This is a genomic window from Aquimarina muelleri DSM 19832 (genome assembly GCF_000430665.1).
In the GTDB taxonomy this organism is placed as follows: domain Bacteria; phylum Bacteroidota; class Bacteroidia; order Flavobacteriales; family Flavobacteriaceae; genus Aquimarina; species Aquimarina muelleri.
In genome coordinates, this window is sequence record NZ_AUML01000043.1 from 6207 (window position 1) to 27676 (window position 21470).

General features: G+C 32.7%; 1 protein-coding gene. It reads right to left on the reverse strand.

Going from position 1 to position 21470, the window contains the following annotated elements:
* Positions 1-2: 2 nt before the first annotated feature.
* On the reverse strand, positions 3-20534 hold the full coding sequence (locus H527_RS0115945) for a non-ribosomal peptide synthase/polyketide synthase (RefSeq protein WP_027413623.1): 20532 nt from the start codon (positions 20532-20534) through the stop codon (positions 3-5).
* Positions 20535-21470 lie beyond the last annotated feature (936 nt).

A 21470-nucleotide genomic window follows, 5' to 3' on the forward strand; every position in this document is an offset into this window, starting at 1 on the left:
TATTATATTTTAAAAACTTCTTCTGAATCTGAGGCCGTTTCTTCATCAAAAAATGCATCTAATTCTGTTATTTCTATTTCTTTTTCCAATCCATAATCAGAAGGAGTGAAATCTCTGTTTTCTTGATTTTTACAATGTTCTATGATTGTCTTAATATTAGACAGATACTGATTTGCTAATTTTTTAATTGTTTCTGGTTTATATTCTTTCTCTGAATAACTCCATTCTAATTGTAATTGTCCTCCTGTAACCGAACTGTTAATCTCTAGCTTATTAGTAAAAGGAATGCTATCTCCTATTGGTGTTCCACAAGATTCTGGAGCAATATCGAACCAACTTTCATTTGTTGTTAGGTTATCCAATTGTCCGAGATAATTGAACAATATATCCCATTGTATTCTTGAAATCCGTTTGCGAACTTCTTTTGAAGGGTGTAAGTTTAACAATGCACCATAGCCCAATCCTTTATCTGGTATTTTACGTAATTGTTCTTTAATCGATTTTATTAGATTTCCTAAAATACCTTTTGATTCATCAATAAGAGCTACTGGATAAACATTGGTAAACCAACCAATTGTATTACTAATATCTACCTCATCAGAAATATCTTCTCTACCATGCCCTTCTAAACCAATAATAACTTTACTTTTTCCTGACCAATCATGTACTGTCATTACTAAGCAACTGATCAGAATATCTTCTATTTCTGTTCCATAACTTTGATGAATTTCTTTTAATAAAGCTGTTGTATTTGCTACATCTAATGTGGTTTTATAGTTAGATACTTCATTTCGATTAGAAGCTTCTCCTCTTATATCTGTTGGAATCGGGGTATAATCCATACTCATAGATGACCAATAAGATTGCTGTGCTAACACTGAGTTTTTATTTGCATACTCCTTAAGCACCTGTACCCATTCTCTATAAGAACTTCCTTTTTTTCCTAAATCAACGTCTATCTCTTGAGTTGTTTCGATTTCTTTTAAAACACGTCCAAAATCATCTAATAAGATTCGCCATGAAACACCATCGATGACTAAATGATTTGCCAAAAGAAACAATCTATCATCATGGATATTACTAGGCGTTTTAATAAGAACTACTGTAAACATTTGTCCTTTATGAGATGATAACCGCTTTTGATAATTATCACATATAACAGTAATTGATGTTTCACAAAACTCTTCTTCGACTACTGCCACTGTACTCCAATCTACAACCTCTACTACACATACTTCATTACCATAGGTTTGAGTCCATTGTTGATCTTTCTGTTGGTAAACAAAACGCAAAGCATCGTGATGAGTTGTTAATACCTCTACCGTTTTTCTTAGCGATATCTCATTAATATCTTTGGATATGGATAACAAAACAGCTTGATTAAAATGTACCCCTTCTGAATATATTTCGTCAAAATACCATTGCTGTATGGGTAGCAGATCGCTTTCCCCTTTCAGAAACCCTTGTTCTCCAATTATTTCTCCAGTTCCTAAAGCGATATAGTTCGCTAATCCAGAGATTGTCTGATATTCAAAAAGATCTCTTGGTTGCATTGTATATCCTAAACGATTCATTCTACTTACTACTTGAATAGTAATAATGGAATCCCCTCCTAATTCAAAAAAGTTATCATGAATTCCTATTTCCTCTACTCCTAATAACTCTTGCCAAACAATGGATGTTTGTTTTTCTAATTCATTTCTGGGGGCTACATAAGATTCTTTAAGAGACAAAGACATGTCCAAATCAGGAAGTGCTTTTTTATCGATTTTTCCATTAGAGGTTAATGGCATTGTTTCTAATGGTATCCATAAAACTGGAATCATATATTCTGGTAGGCTCAACTTTAATTCCTGTTTAACCGCTTTTATATCAAACTCCTCTTCAACAACTATATAGGCAACCAATTGTTTTGCTCCTTGGTCATCTTCTTTTACAACAACACAACAATTTTCTATATCAACAACTTTTAATAATGCTGTTTCAATCTCTCCTAATTCAATACGATATCCTCTTATTTTTACTTGGTCATCTGTTCTTCCTATAAATGCTATCTTACCATCTGGTAGCCACCTAGCCAAATCTCCTGTTCGATACATTTGTTTTCCGGTCACAAATGGGTTTGGAACAAATTTTTCTTTAGTTAGTTCTTCTCTATTCAGGTATCCATTTGATAAACCAACTCCAGAAATACATAATTCCCCTACTACTCCTCTAGGAACAAGTTGTTGTTCCTGATCGAGTATATAAATTTGTGTATTTGATACAGGACGTCCAATATCTATAACTTCATTTTCCTGTACCTCTGATACAGATGCCCAGACAGTACATTCTGTAGGGCCATACTCGTTATACATAGTAATAGAACGATACGACTCATAATGCCTTTCTACAACTTTTTTATTGAGTTGTTCTCCTCCTACAATTACTCCTCTAAGTTGAGTGTTATTTAATAACCCTTCACTTAATAAGAAATTATAATAAGAAGAAACACATAACAGTAAATCAACATTTTGTTGTAGTAATATTTTCATTTGTGAAGCATCATGAATTGCTTCTTTTGAAGGTATTATAAGACGTCCTCCTGTTAACAAGGTTCCAAAAATAACGGATACCGATGGGTCAAAAACAAATGAAGGAAGTAAAATCATTCCCTCTACAGTGCCATAATAAGCAATCTTTGAAAAGACTAAGCCAGTCAAATTAGCATGCGTAACCATTACTCCTTTTGGATTTCCTGTGGATCCAGAGGTATAGATGATATAGGCTAAACATTCTGGTAATAAGAGTTGGGAAATCCTATCTGAAGATTCTTCTGCAATTTCATTCCAGTCCGTATCCAACAAGGTAAGCCCAATGTTTTCTTTATCCTTCCATAATTCTATATGAATCGAACTAGACACAACAAAATATATTTTGGCATCTTGTAGAATATACGTGATTCTATCTTCTGGATAATCCGGATCTATAGGAACATAAGTTCCTTTAGCTTTTAGAATACCTAAGATTCCAACAATCATTTCTAAAGATCGTCCGATACAAATACCTACTAAGCTATTTTCTTTAACTCCTTGTTTTTGTAAATGTCTGGCCAATTGATTGGTCTTAGTATCTAGCTCTTGATAAGTAAGATTTGTATTTTCAAAAACCACCGCTATTTTATCTGGGGTATTTTCAACTTGTTGATAAAACAAATCAAGAACAGTTGTTTGATCTGGATAGTCCAGTTTTGTATCATTAAACAGAGTAAGTAACTGATGTTTTTCTGAAGCTGTTATCATGGTAATACTTCCTATGCGCTTCTTTGTGTCTTCTACCAAATTACATAACAACATTTTATAATGTTCTGCCATTTGTCGGATTGTATCCTCTCTAAAAAGGTCCGTGCAATAGGTCATGTTTAACAGAATACCAGATTCATCTTCTATAGCTGCGAGTGTAATATCGTATTTAGAATTATCTACTTCATATGGTATATTTGTTATCGTAAGTCCATCTAAATCAATTTCTTGCTGAGGGGTGTTTTGTAAAACAAACATTACTTGAAATAAAGGACTTATACTTCGATCCCTTACCTCTACTACACTATCTACCACTTTTTCGAAAGGGGCCTGCTGATGCTCATATGCTTCTAATGTATTTTCCTTAACCTGTTGAAGAATATCTTTGAAACTTGGATTACCCGATAGATCACTTCTTAATGCTAGGGTATTAACAAAAAATCCTATCAATGCTTCGGATTCTTCTCTGGTTCTATTAGCGATTGGACTACCAACACAAATATCCTTTTGTCCACTATATTTATATAACAAGATTTTAAATGCTGATAGCAATAACATAAACAATGTTACTTCTTCCTCTTTACATATTATATCTAAGGAGTTGCTTAATTCCTTGTCTAGTGAGAAAGTAAAACTTTTTCCCTTTGTGCTTTGAATCGTCGGGCGAGGAAAATCTAATGGTAATATCAAAGAAGATACACCTCTTAGTTTTTGGTTCCAATACGACAATTGTTTTTCTAATACCGTGCCTTCGATATAATTTCGTTGCCATATAGCATAATCTGCATATTGTATTGATAAAGGGGTAAGAGGGTTTATTTTTCCATTTTTATAGCTATCATATAATGTGATTAATTCTTTAATAAGAATACTATTGGACCATCCATCTGTTGCTATATGATGAAACACTCCTGCCAAAATATGTTCATTTTCATGGACTTCATATAAACGCATTCGAAGCATAAAATCCTGAGATAAATCAAAAGGTTTAGCAACAAATTCATGAATAAGCTGTTCCTGATTTTCTAACACAAGTGTTTCGATAGTATCTAGTCTCCATGTTTCAAATGCCTTAACTTCCTGATATCCTTTTCCATCTTCTGTTTTGATTACAGTACGCAGTACTTCATGTCGCCGTACAATTTCTTTTAATGCGGCTTCTAGAACTTGAACATCCAATACGCCTGTTAATTTTAGAACTACTGGCATATTATAATCTAACGTTCCTTCTAACTGATCGATAAACCATAAACGTTCCTGACTAAAAGATAATGGTAATTGTCCTTCTCGTTGTTGTGGTATTATGCGTGGTAACTGCTCTTGCTGTGTTTGCGTACTGATATAAAAACTCAACCTAGCTATTGTAGGATATATGAAAACATCACGAATCGCTACTTCTTTGGCCATCTCTTTACGAATCGCAGAAACCATCCGAGTAGCTAACAAAGAATGTCCTCCCAATTCAAAAAAGTCATCCGTAACTCCTATTTTTTCTCTTTCAAGTAGTTCTTGCCAAATCGCAACTAATTGCTCTTCTGTTTCATTTCTTGCTGCGGTATATGAACTAGTGATATGTCTGTCATGGTTAAAATCCGGAAGTGCTTTCTTATCTATTTTTCCATTACTTGTTATAGGCATTTCATCTAAAAAGACCCAAAACTGAGGAATCATATATTCTGGTAATTTTGACGCCAACTGCTCTTTAATTTCGTCTACTTCGAAGGTTTTATTTGTTACTACATAACTTACTAAATATGAATTTCCTTTCTTATCTTTTTTAACAACGACACTACAACTATCTATATAGGTTTCTGATGTTATTACATGTACTATTTCGCCTAATTCTATTCGATATCCACGTATTTTAACTTGATCATCTTTTCTGCCTATAAACTCAATGTTTCCATCTTCTTGCATTCTCACTAAATCTCCTGTACGATACATCCGTTCTCCTTTTATAAACGGGTTTTCTACAAACACGTTTGCAGTGAGCGTCTCTTGGTTTAAATATCCTCTTGCTAAACCTTTTCCTGCAATACACAGTTCTCCTATTACTCCTTGAGGTTGTAACTCTAATGTATCTGATAAGACATATACTTTTGTATTATGTATTGGTTTCCCAATAGGAACATTGGTATTAATTGTTCCTTCAAAGATAGTAGCGCATATACTTGTTTCGGTAGGGCCATAAGCATTACAATATTTTCCATATTTAGAAAACTCTTTTACTTGAGCTAAAGGAGCTTGTTCCCCTGCAGTAACCAAAGTTTTTATATTTTTTAGATCATCCACTGCTATTATTTCTAGAAAAGCAGGAGGAATTGTTGCCCAGGAAATAGCATGTTTTTTTATAAAACTAACAAAATAATCTTTGTCTGATTTATATATATCTTCTATAATAACCAGCTTTGCACCAGATAATAAGGATACAAATATTTCTGAGATAGAAGCATCAAAAGATTGATTTGCAAATTGAAGACAGGCTTCTTTTTCTAAAATATTAAAAGCTGTAATCTGAGAAACTATGGTATTTACAATTCCCTGATGCTCAATCATAACTCCTTTTGGTTTACCTGTAGATCCTGATGTGTAAATCACATATGATAACATATCTTTTTTTACTACGGATTTTGGAATACTAGTATCGAGATGATCAGAAATTTGATCGTATTTCTTTAAAAACTCAGGATCAATAACAACTCTACAATTACTGTCTTTTTCTATATAATCAATTCGTTCTTTTGGATATCCTGGATCAATTGGGATATAAACAGCTCCTATTTTTTGTATTGCTAAAAGAACCCCTATTAACCAATTACTACGTTCTAATTTTACTCCAACAAAATCTGCTGTAGTTATACCATATTCACTTATTAAATGATTAGCAATCTTATTGGATATACTATCAAGTTCAAAATATGTCCATTCTTGTTCTCCAAAGACAACAGCTATTTCATTTGGTGTTTTAGCCAGCTGTTTAGCAAATAATGAAACTAATGTTTCGTGAGAAGTTCCTACTGTTTGAGTATCATTAGATGTAATGAGTAAGTGTTCTTTTTCTAACTCAGATAACATACTAGTATTTGCAATACCTACTTCTGGCTTTGTAATACATTCTGACACCAATTTTTTATAATGGCCTGCTATCTTTTTAATAGTTTGCTCTGTAAACAAATCAGAACAATATGTAATATCTAATGCTATTCTGGACCCTTTTTCTTCTACTAATAGTGTTAAATCATAATTAGAAGAATTAATTTCTAATTCGTTCATATGTACTCCAACACCTTCTAATTGTATTTCTCCCATTTCAGGGGTATTTTGTAATACGAATAATACCTGAAACAAAGGACTCATACTCATATCGCGAGATTCAATTACCCGATCTACTACCTTCTCAAAAGGTGTCTGTTGGTATTCGTATGCTTCGATAGTTGTTGCTTTTACTTTTTCTAACAACATACTAAACGAAGGGTTATTCCCTAAATCACTTCTTAATGCCAATGTATTAACAAAAAAACCAATTAAATTTTCTGTTTCTTCTTGGGTTCTATTCGCAATTGGAGTTCCTACACAAATATCTTCTTGTCCACTATATCTATATAGTAATACTTTAAAAACACTTAACAGTACCATAAAAAGAGTTACACCTTCCTCTTTAGCGAAATCATTTAATGCAGTTGATAGCTCTTCATCTAACATAAATGAAAAATTTGCACCTTGTTTACTTTGTATTGAAGGGCGTAAATAATCAAAAGGTAGCATTAAAGGAGCTATGCCACTTAATTGGTTTTCCCAATACTGTAATTGTTGCTCTAATACAGTTCCATCTATATATGTTCGTTGCCATATCGCATAATCTCCATATTGAATTGCCAATGGCTTTAATTCTATTTCTTGATTAAGCTTTAATGCCTTATATATTGTTTTTAACTCATTAACCAAAATACTATTAGACCATCCATCACTAGATATGTGATGAAATACTCCTACCAGTTCAAAAGACTCGGCTTCCAACTGGAACAAGCACATTCTAAACATATAATCCTTAGATAGATCAAAAGGGGTCGCTATAAATTCGCTAATCTGATCTTCTAATAACTCACAATCTTTTACAATTACTTTTTTCAAACTCCAATCTTCCGGAGAGCGTACCACTTGATAGCCAATACCATTTTCCTCATTAATAACAGTACGAAGAATCTCGTGTCTGGATACTATTATTTTTAGAGAAGCCTCCAAAGCAACTATATCTAATACCCCTTCTAGATATAAGGATACTGGCATATGATAGTTTATACTTCCTTCTAATTGATCTATAAACCATAACCGTTCTTGACTAAAGGATAATGGAAGTCTTTCTTTATTGTTTCTGGGCTTAATTACAGGTACGATGGATGTTGATGAATGGATTAAATGTTCTCCTAACTCTAGGATTGTTGGTTTGGAAAAAATATCTCGAATCGCTAGTTCTGTTTTCATCCTTTTTCGAATCAAAGAAACCAATCGTGTTGCCAATAGCGAATGTCCTCCTAATTCAAAAAAGTTATCATATATTCCTATTTTTTCTATTGCTAAAATCTCTTCCCATATCGTAACTAGTTGTTTTTGAGTATAATTATTAGCCGCTACATACTTCTTAGAAGAACGTATAGCGCTATCAGGAGTGGGTAAGTTTTTCTTATCTATCTTACCATTACTAGTTAACGGCATTTCATCTAAGAAAACCCATAATTCAGGAATCATGTATTCTGGTAATCTCTCTCTGAGGTTTTCTTTAATTTTTTCTTTTTCAAAATTTTCATTAACGACTACATACCCAAGTAAAAAAGCAGTTCCTTCAGAATCTGTTTTTGCTAAAACACAACAACTGTTAATCGCTTCGATTTCAGAAAGTACGCTTTCTATCTCTCCCAGTTCTATTCGATACCCTCTGATTTTTACCTGATCATCTTTACGTCCTATATATTCTATTGTCCCATCAGCAAGCCATCTTCCTATGTCGCCAGAGCGATACAGTCGTTCTCCAGGTTCAAATGGATTAAGAACAAACTTCTCACTTGTTAAGGTCGTTCTATTCAAATATCCTTTTGATAAACCTGCTCCAGAGACACAAATTTCTCCTATTACGCCTACTGGAACTAATTGTAAAGCATCATCCAATATATAACAAGACAAGGTAGGAATGGCGCTTCCTATAGTACTCGTTGTTTTAAGTACATCTGCTGCTGTAATCTCTTTATAGGTTACATGTACGGTAGTTTCTGTTATTCCATACATATTAACCAACTTACAATTCGGAAGGTCTCTCTTCCACTGTTGTAACTGTAGTGGATTTAAAGCTTCTCCTCCAAAAATAACATAACGCAATACAACATCAGATACCTCCTGTAATACTTCTTCCTGAAGTACATAAAATGATTTTGGTGTTTGGTTTAATATGGTAACTTGTTCTTTTTTTAATAACTCACTATATGCAATAGTATCTTTAGTTATCGTTTTAGGCACAACTACTAAACGCCCTCCAAATAATAAAGCTCCAAAAATTTCCCAAACTGAAAAGTCAAAACAGAAAGAGTGAAACAAAGTCCATACATCATTTTGATCAAAGTCAAATAAGGCTGCATCGTTTTTAAATAATCGAACAACATTTTGATGTGATATCAAAACCCCCTTAGGTTTTCCTGTAGAGCCCGAAGTATAAATAACATAAGCCGTGTCTGTTATCTTTATCTTTCTTTTTACGGATGTAGGCATCTCCTTTTCTATATCCTCTTTATCTTTATCCAGTAAAATCAGATCGGGTACTTTATTCTTAATTTTACTACTCGCAAAAACGGTAGTTACCATCCGTTGTAAACTAGCATCTTCTATAATATACGCTATGCGATCCTCTGGATATTCTGGATCTATTGGCACATAGGCTCCTCCTGATTTTAGTATTCCTAAAATCCCAATAATCATCTCCACTGAACGCTCTATACAAATACCTACTAAATCATTATTACTAACTCCTTTTTTTATCAAATAATGTGCTAATTGGTTAGATCTATAATCCAGTTCTTTATAAGACACGTGTTCTTTATCAAATGTAACCGCAATAGCATCTGGAGCTAACAGAACCTGATCAGAGATTAAATCCACTAGATTTTTATCTTTAGGATAAGAAACAGAAGTATTATTAAATACATTCAATAGCTGATATTCTTCTGATCGGGTTAATAAAGAAGCAACAGATACTTTTTGATCAATATCATCAACAATACGATGTAATAACTCATTATAATGGAGTAACATTCTTTGTATCGTTTCTTCCTTAAATAAATCAACACAATACTCTACTCCTAGAAAAATCCCAGCATCTCCCTCCATAGCCATCAATGTGATATCAAACTTAGAAGTCGTACTATCATAATCGTATGAAGATATCTCAAAATCATTCGTTTTTAATTCTTTTTGATCTGATACATTCTGTAATACGAATAAGACTTGGAACAAAGGTGTCATACTTGTATCCCGATGATTTATCACACGTTCTACAACCTTTTCAAAAGGAATTTGTTGATGATTATATGCTGCGAGTGTGGTTTCTTTTACTTGTTGTAAAACTTCTCTAAAAGTCAAATCTTGACTAAAATCAGTTCTCAAAGCCAGCGTGTTAGCAAAAAAACCTATCAGATCTTCAGATTCTTTCTGAATTCTATTCGCAATTGGTGTCCCAACACAAATATCATCTTGATGACTATAGCGATATAACAATATCTTAAATACAGAAAGTAACAGCATAAATAGCGTTACTCCTTCCTCTTTACATATCTCTTTTAGATCATTTGTTATTTTACTATCTAAAGAAAATCGCATACTTGCACCTTTGGTACTCTGCTCAGATGGTCTTACATAATCATAAGGTAAAGATAGTGGTGCAACTGAATTCAATTGTTGCTCCCAATATGCAAGTTGTTTTTCTAATACTTCTCCTCGAATATAGGTTCGCTCCCATACTGCATAATCAGCATATTGCAATGACAGAGGAGCTAAACTCAATGATTTTCCTTTTGAATAACTTTCATAAATTGTAATAAACTCTCGAATAAAAACTGTATTAGACCATCCATCACTAGCTATATGATGAAATACTCCTGCTAAGACCCAGGAATCTTGCCCTTCTTCATACAGGCATATTCTAAGCATATAATCTTCTTGCAAATCAAAAGGACGAGCTATAAAGTTTTCTAATTCTTTATCCAGTTCATGAGCCTCCAAAGCAAGGTGTTCCATCGACCATTCTTTTTCAGATATGACTTTTTGATATCCAATTCCTTCTTCTGTTTCAATAACAGTTCTAAGAATCTGATGTCTGGAAACGATTTCTCGAAAACTGGTCTCCAACACTTTCTTATCAACAGTTCCTTCAAATCGTAAAACCAATGGCATATGATAAGCAACACTACCTTTCATCTGATCTAAGAACCACAATCTTTCCTGACTAAAGGATAGGGGTATATGATCCTGATATCTTATTGGTATTATTGGAGGCATCAATTCTTTTAGAGAGTTAGTCGATATAAAAAGAGCTAATTCTGAAAGAACAGTATATGCAAAGACATCTCGAATAGTTATCTCTACTTGTATTTCTTGTCTAATGATAGATACCAATCTGGTTGCTAATAATGAATGTCCGCCTAAATCAAAAAAGTCATCATGTATCCCGATTTTTTTAACATTCAATAACTGCTCCCATATTTGAGCAAGTTGCTCTTCTACTTTATTTCGGGGAGGTGCATACTTCAAAAGACTTTCTCCTACAGCAAGCTCATCTGGTAATTTTGCTTTATCAACTTTCCCATTACTGGTTAAGGGCATGGTATCTAAAGTAACCCACAAACGAGGCACCATATAATCTGGTAACGTATGTTTTAATTTTTCCTGAATTTTTTTCTTGTCGAATGTATCTTCAGTCACTAAATAGCCTACAAGATATTTCGTTCCTTGTTCATCTGATTTTGCTATTACGCAACAACTGCTTACTGTACTTATTTTTGTTAATGCATATTCTATCTCTCCAAGCTCTATACGGTGACCTCTGATTTTTACCTGATCATCTTTACGTCCTACAAATTCAATATTACCATCAGGTAACCACCTAGCCAAATCACCAGTACGGTACATTGACCATCCTGAAGAAAAAGGATCTGTAATAAATTTTTCTTTTGTTAAAGTTTCTCTATTTAAATATCCTTTCGCAACACCTACTCCTGCAACGCATAATTCTCCTATGACCCCCTGCGGCTGTAGGTGTAAATCTTCTGAAAGAATATACACTTTTGTATTCGTAATAGGTTTTCCTATAGGAACATTATCGAATATCTCTCCATTAAATACTGTTGCACATATACTAGTTTCTGTTGGTCCATAAGCATTACTATAGTTCCCTATTTTTGCAAATTCCTTCGCCTTTAATATTGGAGCTTCTTCTCCCGCAGTAATTAAAGTATCAATACTTTCTAGTTCCTCTATGTTTAATAATTTAAGATATGCAGGAGGCAAAGTCGCCCATGTAATAGCATTTTCTTGTATAAATTCAATAAACAACCGAGTATCTTTCTTCACGAGTTCTCCTATAATATAAAGGCTGGAACCACTAAAAAGTGCTATAAGTATTTCCCATATAGAAGCATCAAAGGATTGATTTGCAAACTGTAAACAATGTCTTTTGGTATCTTCCGTTAACTTACGTACTTGAGACATAATTGTGTTTACAATCCCACTATGGGATATCATTACTCCTTTAGGTTGTCCTGTTGATCCAGATGTATAAATAATATATGCCAACATTTGATGATGAATATTTATATTTTCAAATGTTTTGGAGTATTTTTCTTTTTTATTTATAAAATCAAAAAGTAAGGTGTCTTCTATTATAATTTTGCATTGACTATCATTTTCAACGTATTGGATTCGGTCTTCTGGATAATTTGGATCAATAGGAATATAGGTTCCTCCACTCTTAAGTATTGCTAAAAGTGAAATAATCAACCATTCTGAACGCTCTATTTTAACCCCTACAAAACTTTCCTCTTCAACTCCACATTCAGTAATAAGATAGTTTGCTAATTGATTGGATTGTTCGTCCAATTCCTTATATGTCAAAACTCTTCCTTCATTTACAACCGCTATAGCATCTGGTTTTTCTTCTACTTGTTTTTTAAATAAACTGACTATATTTTCTTTCTCATTCTCTTCTAAAAAAGTATCATTATAAACCTCTAATAACAATTTTTTTTCTTTTGAAGTAACTATCGAAATTTGCTGAAAAGTACTAGATACAGGTAATTCTACGAACTGCGTAAGTGCTTCAATAAAATGCCCTTGAATTTGTTTAACTATGGATTCTTCTAGTATAGAAGTATTATGGATAAATTTTAGAGTAAACTCCTCTTTCTGTAAAGTCACTGCAATAGCCAAAGGATAATTGGTCTGTTCTTTTACTTGTATTGCATCTATTTCTAATAAATGTTCTGCTTTTGTTAACGCCTCTGATATCGGATAATTTTCAAAAACAAAAACCGTATCAAACAAATCTCCTTTTATTTCACTTAAACTCTGGATTTTTGCTAAACTAGTATACTGATATTCTCTACAAGAAGTATGATTAAGTTGTAGAGCTATAAGCCATTCTAAAATCTTATCATCTGCGTTTAAAGACGTACATAAAGGAATTGTATTAATATATAAACCTACTCGTTTTTCAGAAGCCTCTAAATCTGTTGGTCTTCCTGACACTGTAACTCCATATGCAACTTCTTTTTCAGAAGTATATCTAGACAACAACATTGCCCATACTCCTTGAAAAATTGTATTTGCCGTTACATGGTTTGATTTTGCATATCTAAGAATTTTTTTAGTCAGTACTGTATCTATAGGTAATATTGATTCTTCAAAACTTCCGTTTGCTTTATTTCCAGATACACCCCCCTTATAAAATGGTAATATAGTAGGAGCAGTAAGTTTTTTAATATACTCCTTCCAAAAAGTCTCTTCTATATTAGTATTCTTTTTTGTTATATATTGAATATAGTCCTCGTATAAATCTTCTTTTATATCTGGTAGTATGTCTCCTTTTAACAAAGTAGCATACGTTTCTATAAATTCTTGTATTAAAACTGACATAGACCACCCATCAAGCAAGATATGATGATTTGTAAAAATCATTCTTTGAGAAACCGAAGCAGTTTTTATTAGAGTAATCCGTACCAGAGGAAAAGTATCAAACTCAAAACCTAATTCTCGATCTTTCTTTAAGAAAGAAGCTATCATTATTTCCTGCTCTTCATCAGTATAAGAACTAACATCTAATTCTGTAATAGGTATTTGAACTTCATCTTTTACTAATTGTACAGGGGTGCTTAGTTCTTTATGAAAGAAACCAGTTCTAAGAATACTGTGATTTTTCGCTAAATAGTTCCAAGAGGATTGTAATATATCTACTTGTACCTTTTCTTTAAAATACAATCCCAATTGTACAATGTATGAACCTGCATCAGTATCATATAGCCCATGAAACAACATCCCTTCTTGAAGTGGGCTTAATTTATATATGGATTCTGGTACTATTTTCTTATCCTTTATGGTTTTAGCAAAAGCATCAAACTCGGTATAAGTCAATTCCTTTTGCAGTCCAAAATCTGAAGGAGTCATTTCCTTGTCTTTATGCTTGCAACAATGTTCTATTACTAGCTCTAAAGTTTGTTGATATACTGTTGCTAATTCTTCAATATTTTTTTGATCAAATTCTAAGGTTGAATAATCCCAAGAAATAACTAAGTTTCCTGCTGTTACAGAACTATTAATAACTAAACTATTGTGAAATGGGGTATTTCTACCAACTTCTGCCTCTCCAATCGTATCTCCTGCTTGACCGAACCTTTTATTTGTTTTAAAAATGTTATCTAATTGTCCTAAATAATTAAACACAATATCCCAATGCTTTCCTGCAAGGTTATTTCTTACTGATTTTGAGTCATTTAAATATCGTAATGCACCGTACCCTAATCCTTTATCTGGAATATTACGTAATTGCTCTTTTACAGATTTTATCAAATTTCCTAAAGAAATTTCTGGAGATACCGATAAAGAAACTGGATATAAACTAGTAAACCAACCTACTGTATTGGTAGTATCAATTGTTCTGGAAATATCTTCTCTTCCATGTCCTTCTAATCCTATTACTACATTATCTCTTTTTGCCCATTTGCTAATCGTTAACCCTAAACAACTCAACAATATATCCTCTACTTCTGTACCATAACAATTATGCACCTCTTTTAATAGAGATGTTGTATGCTTAACACTTAAAGTACTATGATATGTAGTAACATTCTTTTGTTGAGATATTGTTGAAGTACTATTGGCGTTAAGGGGTATAAAATTAGAAATCACTTTTTGCCAATACGGTAATTGTGCTAAAAGTAAATCACTATTAGCATACTGCTTCATTACTGCTACCCACTGGCGATATGAGCTTCCTTTTACTCCCAAATCTATGTTTTCTTCTTGATACAAGGCGTTTAATAGCACGTCCAAATCTTCCATCAAAATTCGCCATGAAACTCCATCTACAACTAAGTGATGCGCAATAAATAGTATTCTATTTTTTTCTTCATCCGTTGGTGTTTTAATTAAAACTACTTTAAAAACACCTTCTTCAATATCAGATAATTTCTTTTGGTATATATCATAACAATCCTTTATCAATTCAGACAACTCCTCTTCTGAAACTGCAAATTGAAAATCCACAACTGCTATTTTCTCTTGTAATTCTCGATACTGTTGTCTCCAGTTATTATTTTCTTTTTTATACTGAAACCGAAGTGCATCATGACGCTGAATCAATGCTTGCACAGCTGTTAATAGGTGAGATTCCTTAACTGACTTCTCAATAGTTAAAAGTAATGATTGGTTAAAGTGTTCCTTAGCCACATAAATATCTTCAAAATACCATTTCTGAATTGGCAATAAATCACATACGCCTTCTAATACTCCTTGTTCTCCTAATATTTTATCATTTTCAAGAGTTATCTTTTCTGATAACTCTTGTATGGTTTGGTATTCAAATACATCTCTTGGTTGTAGCTGGTACCCTAAGCGCTTCATTCTACTAACTACCTGAATCGTGATGATAGAGTCTCCTCCTAGTTCAAAGAAATTATCCTGAATACCAATTTGTACTACAGACAATAATTCTTTCCAAATTCTGACTAACTGTTTCTGTGTTTCGTTTTTTGGGGCTACATAGGCCTTTACAGATAATTGAGACATGTCTGGGTCTGGAAGAGCATTTCTATCTGTTTTCCCATTTTTTGTCAAAGGCATATCATCTAATACAACCCACAACTTTGGGATCATATAGTCTGCTAATTCTAATGCTAATTGTCGTTCTATATCCTCTTTCTCTAAAAAAACATCTTCCTTAACGATATACCCAACTAAGCGTTTATTTGTGGTTATGTCTTGTTTTGCAAGAACACAACAGTTTGTAATTCCTGGAACCGAAGAAAGAACATTTTCTATTTCTCCCAATTCTACTCTATACCCTCTTATCTTTACCTGATCATCTTTTCTACCAACAAATTCTAAATTTCCGTCTGGTAACCAACGAACAAGATCTCCTGTTCTATACATTCGGGCACCTTTCACAAAAGGATTAGGTATGAATTTTTCTCTTGTTAATTCTTCTTTATTCAAATATCCTTTTGCCAAACCATCTCCCCCTACACATAATTCACCTATAACTCCAATAGGTTGTAAAGAAGTTAAAGTCTCATCAAATACATACGCTTGACTGTTATTAATAGGTTTACCAATAGGGATATCTTTTTCTTTTATATCTGTAATTGTATACGTTGTAGAAAACGTAGTGTTTTCTGTAGGACCATATCCATTGATAATTAAAATATTTGGATATGCACGAGATATTTTATCTGTATACTTAAAAAGTACTTTGTCTCCTCCTACCAAAAGATTACTAATGTTTTCAAAAACAGTACTATCTTCCTCTGCTACTTGATGAAACCAAGAAGCCGTCATCCATAATGTATTTACGCTATTTTTTTCTATCGTTGTTTTTAGGTGTGCTGTATTCAGTAGTTTATAGGTATCCGTTATGATCAGTTTCCCTCCGTTTAGTAAAGTTCCCCAAAACTCTATTGTCGTCGCATCAAAAGATATAGAACCCGTAGATAACCAAACTGTAGCTGTATTTAAATCTACATAATCACAAGATTTTGATAATCTTACAATACTTTTATGGGCTATCATTACCCCTTTTGGATTTCCTGTCGATCCTGAAGTATACAATACATATGCTAAACTTTCTGAAGAATATATCGGGGCCGAAAAAACAACACTATACGTTTCTTTTATTCTCTTAAAATTTTCTATAACATCTGTGTTAATGGTCAGTGCGCAATTAGAATCTTTCTCGATATAGTCCTTTCTTGCTGCTGGATAATTTGGATCTATAGGAACATACACTGCTCCTGTTTTTAAGATTGCCAACATAGAAATAATTAACCATTCTGTTCGCTCAAGGCTAATCCCTATAAGATCCTCATAAACTACATCGCAACTATTTGATAGATAATTAGCCAGTTGATTTGATTCTTCATCTAACTTCTTATAAGTTAAACTATACTCATCTCCAATAACAGCTATTGTATCAGGAGTAATCATAACCTGCTCTAGAAACAAGCTTATGACTGTCTTTTCTTTTGGATATGATACAACTGTATCATTAAATCCTTTCAATATTTGTTGGGTTTCTGTTCCTGACAACATCGATAATGCAGTAATCGAATGGTTTCTGTTTTCAACTATACTATGCAGTAAATTTTGATAGTGTAGAGCCATTCGATGCATGGTTTCTTCACTAAATCGATGCGTATCATACTCTAATATCATCGATAAATTTTCAGATTTTTCATCTATAATACAAGTGATATCATATTTACAGGTTGTATTTTCTACCTCATAAGGAGCACAATAGAGTCCTCCTAAATTCAATTCTTCTAAATCAAAAGACTGCTGTAATGCAAATATTACCTGGTAGATAGGAGAAACCCCTATCTCTCTTCTAGTAGTTACTCGTTTTACAACTTCTTCAAAAGGAGCAGACTGATTTTTATAAGCATCTAAGCTGGTTTGTTTAACTTGATGTAGTATTTCCTTAAAAGTTGCCTTGCCATCCAATTCGTCTCTCATTGCAAGTGTATTTACAAAATACCCTATCAGCCTTTCTAATTCATGTTGATGTCTATTAGCTATTGGAGTACCTACACAGATATCTGATTGACCACAGTACCTAAATAATAATATTTTAAATACAGATAGTAATGTCATAAAAAGAGTAACTCCTTCTTCTTTTGCTAGTTCCTTTAACGATGTTTTCAAAGTTGCATCCAAGGTAAAAATTAAGGTTTTCCCCTTTTTTTCAACAGGATAAGGACTTGAAAAATCGTATGGCAAATTCAAAGGCAAAACTCCTGTTAATTTTTCTTCCCAATAATCTAATGCAGTGGACAAAAATTTTCCTTTCAAATAATTTCTTTGCCAAATAGCATATTCCGAATACTGAATCGGTAATGGTAGAAGTTCTGGTTGTTTTCCTTTTGAATAGACTTCATAAAGGGTACTAAACTCGTTTAATAAGATCGCTTCTGAAAATCCATCTGCGGCAATATGATGAATTACAAAAATGAGTATACTCTCTTCTTTGTTGATCTCAATAACAGAACATCTAAAACTAAAATCTTCTGAAAGATTAAAAGGGTTAAAAATAACTTCTTGTATTGTTTGATCAATATCAATAGGATCATTTTGATTAAAACACCTTATTTTAAATAGTCTTTTATCTAGTAATTTCTGAAATAAACTTCCATTTTCATCAGCAAAAAGTACTGTTCTAAACACTTCATGTCTTGACACCAATTCAATCGTTGCCTTTTCCAAAATCTTCAGATCTAATACTCCCGAAATCTTAATTGTTTTGTAAACATGATATTCTTTACTACCTCCTAGTTGGTCTAGAAACCATAAACTTTCTTGTTGAAATGAAGCAGGAATCTTATTCTGATAATCTTCCCTTTTTATATGGGATAATGATAACTTTTCGACTTTATCCTCTTCTTGTAGTTCCAGTTTTTTCTCTACTGAAGAGGCACAAGCTCTTAATGTAGGAAACTCAAAAATAAGAGTAGGTGAAAAAGAACGGTTTAAATATTCTGATAGCATCCCAGATAACCTAACTCCAAGTAAAGAATTAATCCCTAGTTCGGCAAATGATTTATCTAATGATACCTGATTTAAGGAAAGTTCTAATTGTTTGGCTATTGCTTTTCTAAACCATTTTTCAATAGGAGTGTCCGCTAATGAAACAACTTTTTCTTCTGTAGCTTTATTGCTTTTCTGAACACTATTTACTTCATTCGAATCCCATCGTTCTAATACTCCATCTACTATGTTTTCTTTATAAAATGATGCCGTAGCAACACGCTGAATTTTACCACTTGATGTTTTTGGAATACGCCCAGGGCTAACTAGCACAATCCCATAAACAGGGAGATTATGCGTTTCATAAACGGCATCACAAATATTTTTTACTATACTCGGGAAATCATACTTTTTAATACTGGTTCGTTTAATTTCTTGTACGATTACCAGTTGCTGACTTCCTTTGTGTAATATACTCAAGGCTACCCCTGCATTATTTTGCAAATCCGAACTCGAGTATTGCACACTTCTCTCTATATCCTGTGGAAAATGATTTACTCCATTAATGACCATCATTTCTTTTAATCTTCCCGAGATATATAAATCATCATTATGTATAAATCCCATATCACCAGTTCTCAAATATGGTCCTTCTACATCTTTTCCTTCTTTTGTATCTATCTCAATATATGCCTGAAATATCTCTTTAGAAATAGCTTCCTTTTTCCAATATCCTTTTGCAACACTGGCTCCACTAACCCAAACTTCTCCTATTTTATTTTTATCACAAAGTTTTTTGGTATGAGGGTCTACAATTTTTACTATTAACCCTTCTATTACAGGGCCATTACCCATTATGCGATGTACTTCGTTATTTTCAATAGGTTTCTCTACAATTTTTACCTCTTTATCATTAAATGCCTTTTTATCTAATCCCAGAATTATAGGAGCTGAATTAAATGAACAACCACTCACAGTTAAAGTTGCTTCAGCCAAACCATACCCTGGAAACAACGCTTCTTTTTTAAGTCCATAAGCACTATAACGTGCAATAAAGTTCTCAAATGTTTCAGGTCGAATTGGTTCTGAACCATTAATTGCAACTCTCCAACTACTTAAATCTATTCCTTCTAGATCCTCTTTCCGAATTTGATTTACACATAAATCATACGCAAAGTTAGGACCACAACTAATTGTCCCTTTATAATTAGAAAATGCTTGTAACCATCTAATTGGTTTTTGTACAAATGCCGTTGGAGGCATCATAACAAGCTCAAAACCGACATAAAATGCTTGTATGATATTACCTATCAATCCCATATCATGGTATATAGGCAACCACGATATACCTACAGAATCAGGTGTATTCTGAAAACATTTTTTAAACAATTTACTATTATCAATCACATTCGAGTGGTCTACAATAACTCCTTTAGGATTTCCTGTAGATCCCGAAGTGTATTGCAAAAAAGCAACTGTTTCTGGAACTATATTCGGAAAATCTTTTGAGATTTTCTGATCCAACTTATCTGTTTCTAACCATTCTATTTCAGAAAAAACCTCATCACTAAACCATTTCTTACTTTTTGCATGAATGGCTTCTTGAGTCAAAACTAACATTGCATTACAGTCTTCTACTATTTTTTCAAGCCTACCTATTCGTCTTTTTCCTTGTGGTGGAAATGCTGGAACAGCAATAACCCCAGCCAATAGACATCCAAAAAACGCGTCCATAAAATCCAATCCTGAAGGGTACAATAGCAGAACTCGATCCCCAGGGTTTACATATTCTAAAATATGAGATGCAACGGTTGTTGCTCTGTCATATAGTTCTAAATAAGTACGAGAATCTGTTTGCTCTTCTCCGTTTTCAAGAAATCTGTAAAGGGTTTTATCTGGAGTATGTATCACATGATGTGTTAATACTTTTACTAATGTTTCTTCTTCAAATATCTCTTTTGAAGAGGATAGGTTTGTTTGTAACATTGTGATTAGGTCTTTTTAGTTGTTTAAAGCCAAAAAATCTATAAAGACCAGAAGTGATCTTTATAGATACTGTTATATTTACAAGTAGTTATTATCTATCGTGATAGATCGGAATATTATTATACTCCATACACAAGAGAAGAATGTTTTAAAAAAACATTCTTCTTTTTTTAATTTTAATAAATTCTGGAAAAAGCCACCTCTGTATCTTTATACTGTATAGACTCTATTCGAAGGAATATTATAGTATTGTATAAGTGTGTTTACTATTTTTAGTTTTCTTAATTTTTTAGTTAGATAAAGCCATGATTTATAGGCTATAATAGAATAAGAAATTCTTGGTTTACTTTTATTTTTTTTGCTACCTGAATGCGTAGAAATACTTCATTTCTTTTTCATAGATTTATATAAAAATAATTTTTAAGAAAGGTGCTATAACTTCAAAATCTATACTTGATTAGTATATCATTTTGTTCAATTATTAGAAAGGCTTCGCCATATGACTCACAATCTATTTTTATTAGTAGATTTCTATGAATCAATTCTCTTCTTTAACTAAAATAAGGGAAGGGGTAAGTAATTTTTTAAAACTCACATACTCTAAAGTATCTTTTAAAAAACTTTTTTAAAGGTACAACATTTGATTAGAATAATAAATTCGTTTTGCGTTTTTTTTTAAAAAAAATCTCATAAAATATTGATTTTCAGTGTTTTAATTTTAAAATATTTACGTTTAATTAAAATTGGCTTATTATAGGCCTAATAACCTATTAATGTATCGTTGATGATTTTTAGTCCTCCTATATACCGTTTTTCAAGTATAAAATTTGATGGTTAAGTTCTAATTGAAATATTGTTTAGAGCTAGATACTGACTATAGTTATTTTTATAATCATCGGCCATTTTTGTATTGTTTTGAGAATTGCAGGACATACC

What these genes read in the sequence shown, in the direction of transcription:
- H527_RS0115945 (WP_027413623.1), bottom strand. Translation starts at nt 20,534, where the DNA reads ATGTTACAAACAAACCTATCCTCTTCAAAAGAGATATTTGAAGAAGAA.